Genomic DNA, 4,742 nt, shown 5'->3' with positions numbered 1-4,742 from the left:
TCTCGACATTTAGAGCGAGCAAGTGCAGTTATCTTTGGTTGGATGATATTCTAGATTGCATGGAGCAAACACGGTGCAGCCACAAGATACACCGTGTACTAAAGCTACTAGCGGTAAATTGTAAGCGACAATCCATTGAAAAAGATAATGATATTTGCCGTTTTAAAATAGGAAGTTACGCGATCAATGTTCCTTAAGAACTAAGGTATGAGTGAGCTTTAGGTCTTTGTTTATGATTTACTTGGGAAGGGTACTTTATTCCTTGGCATTGAGTTTCCTGAAAAATATTCTGCCGAAAAATTTTAAAAAATAAGAAGGAGATAGATTTCTTGTTAAAACTTTTAACTACCAATAAGGAAAAGGAAGTATATGAAAGAAGATGATAAAAAACGCTAGAAAATAGTTCTGCTGAAGATATTAGTAATTTTAGTAAAGAATATATTATCGAATCTGCGTTATTAAAAAATGTAACTGGTGGGAAAAGCGCTGCCGAATTACCATGCCGTGGGCGCTGTGTTCCAGCGTGTGGTTGAGGGCCTGATATTTGTGATGCAGGGGGTGTCTGTATTTCTTGTTCATAATAATAATTAAACTGCTTTGAGCGGTAATAATGCTTCATTACTGCCACTTCATTTTTGGATATTTATAAAGTTAAGTTATATAAAATATTTTTATCAAACTCTACTATTTATTGTCTAATGAGTATAAATAGATTTTAAGGAGAGTGACTTCTAAATGCTAAGTCATTAGTCAACAATAAAAAAGGCCAATGCTTGAGTGGTCAATAATTACAAAGATTGGACGTAAAACTGTTAGCTCTTGGAAATTGACGGCCAAAGAATTTGAATAAAGGCTGACTGAAAGTGAATACGACTTTTACAAAGAACTAGTGAGCTTGCCTCTATTATGTAAGGTTAAAAGCTTATATGTCCTCGGTTTTTTTCTTTATTTTTCTTCAATATTTCCAATGTAGTGGCAAGTATCATTATTACTTTAGCTTCGGTGTTTGCTAAGTTGTATGTTGAGTGTTACTTGCTAATTAAAACAATACCTTAATAGAATTTTCAAAGTTTTTGGATGTTATGAGTGAATCAAAGTTAAACTTTACTATCCCTAGGTCGGTGCCGCTTATCTTGCAATCCGAAATAGCCGAATGTGGTCTCGCCTCAATGGCGATGTTGGCTTGCTATCACGGTCATCAGTTGGATATGCCTGCCATGCGCAAGCGCTTTTCGGCGAATTTAAAAGGTATGAATTTACAACAGTTGATTGAACTGGGTGATAGCTTAGAGTTAGCAAGCCGTGCGTTAAAGTGCTCATTAGAGGAAGTACATAAACTGCAAACGCCGTGTATATTGCACTGGGATATGAACCACTTTGTGGTACTGACAAAAGTGTCTGGTAAAGGTACTTCGGCTAAGTTTGCTATTAACGACCCTGCGGTGGGTAAGCGTAGTTTAAGCGCGGAAGAATTCAGCAAGCACTTTACCGGCATTTGTTTAGAGCTCATGCCAACCAGTAAGTTCGAAGCCAAACAAGAACAAGCAAGAATGAAGTTTACCCAGCTTTGGAGCACCATGAAGGGCTTGAAAGCGGGGTTACTAAAACTGATAGCATTGTCATTAGTATTACAGCTATTCGCCCTAATGACCCCTTATTATATGCAGTGGGTGGTGGATGAAGTACTAATCAGTTTTGATGAATCGTTATTAACGGTGCTTGCTATGGGTTTTGCGCTGATTGCGATTATTTCGGTGGTGACTAATGCGGTGCGCAGCTGGCTGATTTTACGGCTTTCAAGCCTTTTGAATATGCAAATGGGCGTGAACTTGCTCAGGCATTTGTTGCGACTACCGATGAATTATTTTGAGTCACGCGATGTTGGCGATATTGTCTCGCGCTTTGGCTCTTTGGCACAAATACGGGAGCGTATTACCACTGGGTTTGTAGAAACCTTGGTCGATGGCGTGATGGCGATTACCGTATTGATTATGATGCTGATCTATTCGCTGAAACTCACTGCGGTAGTGGTTGGCGCAATTGTGCTATATACCTTAGTGCGTTTGGCGCTTTACAGGCCACTGCACCAAGCCACTGAAGAAATGATTCAAAATTCTGCCAAAGAGCAATCAAACTTTTTAGAGAACATCCGTGGTATGCAAACTATAAAGTTGTTTGGCAATGAATCGCAGCGCCAAGGCATTTGGCAAAACCGCTATGCTGAGGTAATAAACAGCGAAATCCGTTTAGGGCGGTTAAATATCAGCTTTGATTCATTTAATAAGCTGTTATTTGGCCTGGAAAATGTATTGGTGATTTACTTTGCTGCGCTATTGGTTATGAGTAACAGCTTGTCGGTGGGTATGGTGCTGGCGTTTATTGCCTATAAAAACCAACTGACTAGCCGCTTTGCTAATTTAATAGAGCAAATCATTCAATTTAAAATGATGCGCTTACACTTAGATCGTATCGCTGATATTGCACTGACTAAACAAGAAGCTAATCGTGACGGTGAAATGGCCTATACCGGTGAGGAAGAGGGTAAAGTAAAAGGTCAGCTTACCCTTGAAAATATCTGCTTTAGTTACAGTGAAGAGCAAGCGCCGATTTTAAATAATGTTAACTTAACGCTGAATGCGGGTGACTCTATTGCGATTACTGGCCCATCAGGCGCGGGTAAAACGACCTTGATGAAAATTATGCTCGGGTTACTGCAACCTACCTCAGGTAAAGTGCTGCTTGATGGTAAAGACATTACTCAGCTTGGCCTTAAAAATTACCGCAAACAAATAGCCGCGGTGATGCAGGATGACACGCTATTAGCAGGTTCAATCGCCGATAACATCAGCTTTTTTGACCCACAGCCTAATTACTTAAAAATAGAGCAGTGCGCCCATCATGCAGCAATTCATGATGATATTACCAAAATGACTATGGGCTACAACTCCTTGGTGGGTGATATGGGCTCAAACTTATCTGGCGGGCAAGTACAACGCTTACTTCTTGCCCGCGCACTGTATCAATCGCCGTGTGTGTTGTTTATGGATGAAGCAACCAGCCATTTAGATAAAGATAACGAGGCAAAAATAAGCGAACAAATTCAGCACTTACCTATCACACGGATTATGATTGCCCACCGCCAAGAAACCATCAATATGGCCGATAGCGTATTTGAGCTTAAAGATGGGGAGCTGGTGAATATGCAACAGCAAACTGAAAGTGCGTAATATTGGGCAGTAAAAATAATTTTAAAATTACTAAATGTAAACAACAAAAAAGACGGCCAGCTTTAGTTAACTTTAGCGAGCAGCTAAAGCCAGCCTATTAACCGCTCACCTTTATGGTAAAGGTTGAGCATATTAACCCCGATGACTTAACTAAAAAGCATCGGATTTATGGAGTATAACAAAATGCGTGAATTAAACGTAAATGAAATTGAACAAGTGAATGGTGGTAGAGGCGGCTGGTTAAGGTGGTTAAGACCCACAAAAATGGGAAATGGAGAGCTTTCATTTGGACAGATGTACGGTGGTCAATGTAAAGCAGGCGTGCCTGTCGAGATGCCTACTAGAATACTATAGTTTATATTAAAAGTTACGGGGCTTTGTGCCCCGTAAGGAGTTGTTTTTGCGTAAATACTTTCTTCCATCCAGCATGCTGATTTTGATTTTGATTTATGTTTTAAGTTTTCGGTTTTTTAAAGTTGCGGATGTTTTTGAGTATATAGGGCTTTGGTTTTTTGGCTTTGTGACTTTAATTTTTTTAACTATAATTTGCTTATTTTTTTTAGTGAAAAAAAAGCGCCTTATTACAATTTTTACTTTTGTTGTTTCAGTTATTTCTTTATGTATTGGCATAAGTCAATTTACTTCTTTTTTCCTTGGTTATTCATACGACATTGCAACAACCAGCTCTAATCAACCAGCAATTAATGTTGGGGATATTGTGTTTTCAAGACATTTTTATCTAAATATTAAAAAAGGAGATTTTGTTGGCTTTAATACATTACATCATGGGATTTTGAGAAAGCGAGTTCTCGCAGATTCTGGCGATTTTGTATTTGTATGTGGTAATGAAGTGTATGTAGAGAACGATTCAGTCAACCAGAGTACGTGCATTAAGCCTCCTATTAAAATTCTACCTGGGGAGTTTTTTGTGTTAGGAGATAACCGTGGGAACAGTCTTGATTCGCGTTACTTTGGGCCTATAAAAAAAGAACAGGTAATAGCTAAAAGCTTATATAAAATAGACAAAGAAGGCCATGTGATAAGGTTTGATAATCACTGAGGCAAAGGTGAACACCACTTGTTACTAAGTTTGGTTGTCACAACAATGATAGATCATGTTAATTTTGGAAAGAAAGTATGCTTTGCCTGTAAACCTAAGGGGATCCCCCCAAAATAATTATTAAGTTTAAATTGCATTGTTCACATTCATATTTTTCCAATTGAGTTTGTTCTGTGCAGAGCTGAGCCTAAGCCGAACCTAACACTTTTTTGATCTCGAAACCCTGCCCCTATCTACATGACTCTAATCAACCAAAATGACAAGATGCTTTTCAGTGACAACAAAATGGCTTAAGCGAACATAAACAGATGTCGATCAATACGTTTAATATCTGTTGTTCCGCACCCCTAATTTGAATTAAACTCGCTCATTAAATAGCCACTTGATTTGCTTTTGTAAATAAAAGCTTGACGCAGAACCCTAGGTTTGATCTATTACTCTCTTTTGAGAGCCTA

The 4,742-nt window shown here is 38.6% G+C and carries 2 protein-coding genes; both read left to right on the top strand.

The features are described from left to right. The first annotated feature begins 1,082 nt into the window (after positions 1-1,082). Complete coding sequence (locus HHO47_RS18575; protein WP_169021639.1) at positions 1,083-3,227, top strand: peptidase domain-containing ABC transporter; 2,145 nt, start codon at positions 1,083-1,085, stop codon at positions 3,225-3,227. A 400-nt stretch (positions 3,228-3,627) separates the two neighbouring features. Next, entirely contained in the window at positions 3,628-4,287 is a 660-nt protein-coding gene (lepB, locus tag HHO47_RS18570; protein ID WP_169021638.1) for a signal peptidase I, read from the top strand. Positions 4,288-4,742 lie beyond the last annotated feature (455 nt).

Source organism: Pseudoalteromonas arctica (assembly GCF_012927645.1).
Lineage (GTDB): Bacteria > Pseudomonadota > Gammaproteobacteria > Enterobacterales > Alteromonadaceae > Pseudoalteromonas > Pseudoalteromonas arctica_A.
This window is presented reverse-complemented; position numbering and strand designations above follow the sequence as displayed.

What these genes read in the sequence shown, in the direction of transcription:
- HHO47_RS18575 (WP_169021639.1), top strand. Translation starts at nt 1,083, where the DNA reads ATGAGTGAATCAAAGTTAAACTTTACTATCCCTAGGTCGGTGCCGCTT.